1 protein-coding gene and 1 tRNA gene are annotated in these 2,287 nt (G+C 32.6%); one reads left to right on the forward strand and one right to left on the reverse strand.

Annotation, left to right across the window (positions count from 1 at the left end; genetic code table 11):
* Nucleotides 1–505 precede the first annotated feature (505 nt).
* A tRNA-Leu gene (locus tag SOY52_RS03630) sits at nucleotides 506–589 on the reverse strand.
* Between the two features lie 211 nt (nucleotides 590–800).
* Here SOY52_RS03630 and SOY52_RS03635 point away from each other — a divergent pair.
* Nucleotides 801–2,287 (forward strand): patatin-like phospholipase family protein (locus tag SOY52_RS03635; RefSeq protein WP_320847624.1); only part of this gene is annotated, 1,487 nt, incomplete at its 3' end.

Here is a 2,287-nt window from a genome sequence, read left to right on the forward strand (position 1 = left end):
GTAAGATCTAATGAAAGTACTTGGTAATTGGTTGCACCTTAACGCAGTTGTTAATATTTCTTCATAGCTTTTTGTAAGATCTAATGAAAGTACTTGGTAATTGGTTGCACACCAATGAACTTAACTGTAGATGATATTACAACACTCGTAGGATCTACTGAAAGTACTTGTTAATTGGTTGCACGTTGTACGTTGCATAGCATTGTAATGATGAATATGTTATTACAGCTGAATACGCTGAAAAGCTACGAAAAAGAGAAAGCTTATTTAAAATAGTTACGAAAACAAAAAAGCTATTCAACATGTTTTTATAACAACTTATGAAATAAAGAACAATAAATATTCAGGAGTAGTACACTCCGAAGTAGTTATGGATGATTTATTTGCTTTATAGTTTAGCGGTAACTATCAAAAAAAAGAGTTATCGCTACGATATCGTTTTACAAATGAATTTTAGTAATAAAAAAGTCAGAACTTGAGATTAACAAATTCTGACTTAATTGCTTACCGGCAATCGGGCTCGAACCGATATGGTATTGCTACCGGCAGATTTTGAGTCTACTGCGTCTACCTGTTTCGCCATGCCGGCGTTCTTGAAAAGAATACAATGGATATGGGGTTATAATCAAGTAGAAAATGTGATTAAAATAATGATTGAAATTTTATATTTTAGAATTTTTGAAATAAAAAATTACATAAAAGTATAAAATCTTTGACTGTATAAGTTTAATTAATTTTTTGTGATTAATTATCATAATCTTAAGTTGCACTTTTTATAGCTTTAGAGTAAGGTTATAAACATGCGAAAAGGTGTTGTTTTATTACTTTTAGTACTTTTCTTAAGCCTAACATTAGGCGCTGTTGATAATTCTACTATTGGAGATATCGTATATTCTGATATCCCGATTAGTTATGGTGAAGAGTCGTTTAGAGAAAGGATACTAGAACGTACTAATGGGGAAAGAGATCCTATTGGCTTAGTTCTTACAGGTGGTTCTGCAAGAGCTTTTGCTCACTTAGGTGTATTAAAGTATTTAGAAGAGCAGGGTGTTGAGCCTGATTTCATTGTTTCTAATTCAATGGGATCCATTATTGCTATGTTATATGCAGCAGGTCTTTCACCAGACCAAATTTTATCTGTAATAACATCTGGTGAACTTTCTACTTTCTTTAAGATGACTGCTCCTCTAAAAGGTGGTATTTTAGATCCAACAGGATTTAAGGGATTAGTTCAGTCTGTTGTTGGTACTGAGTTACAAATTGAGGATTTAGCAATACCTGTTATGGTAATTTGCCAAGACTTAGTTACAAAGAGAGAAATAAGAGTTTGTGAAGGTAATTTTGCAGATATTCTTATTGCATCCTTTGCTCTTCCTGCATATTTCCCTCCTCAGGACTATAAGGGACATTTATTAATTGATGGTGGTATTATTACTCTTGCTCCTATCTCTGTAGCGTATGAGTATTCTGATACAGTAATAGCTTCTACTACATTCTATGATAATGAAGATTTAAACTTAAAGAATATGCTTACTATTATCAATGGCTCTTTTGATATTGGAAAGAGAAGAAATGCGGCAATTGATATTCGTGAGTATGGTGATAAGATGATTTGGATTCGTTGTGGAGTTGAAAACTTTAGTTTTATGGAGTTCTCTGCAGCTGCTGAGATGGCAAAAATTGGATATGAAAGTGCCAAGGATCATGAAGAGGAAATACAATCATTATATAAGTATGGTGTTACTACAAAAATTCTAGATAATAGAAGCCTGTTTGAAAATAGAATTGATCATATAAGACAAAATCAATACTATTTTTCACGTATTGAACAGAGTGAGCCTACTCAAACTATCTCATTAGGCGTTTATAGTTTCCAAGGTAATGACTATCCATATTATTTAAGAGACTACTTCGATATTGGTGCTGAATATTCATGGAAGTATAAATATATCGAGCTTTCAAGCTTACTTGGTGGAGCATTTAATGCGACAGCTAATCAGCATTCTACTTCTTCACCTCTCTTAAGCCTGGGTGCAAACTTCTATCCGATTAATAATTTAAGATTTTCTCTTTATGGTGCATTTACCTACGATAATCCAAAGCAGTGGTATATCCCTTCTTTTTATATCAGAGAGGGTATTGACTGGAAGTTCTTCTCTAATGGATTTATCACTTTACAGTTTAACCAAGCCTTTGAAATGTATAATGAAGTTGGAAAGAATAATAACAGAGATCAGAACTTACTTTCTTGTAGAATTTTAGGAACTTTATATACAGATTTATGTAA

Origin of the sequence: Bullifex sp. (assembly GCF_034103065.1) — a bacterium.
Taxonomy (GTDB): domain Bacteria; phylum Spirochaetota; class Spirochaetia; order Sphaerochaetales; family Sphaerochaetaceae; genus Bullifex.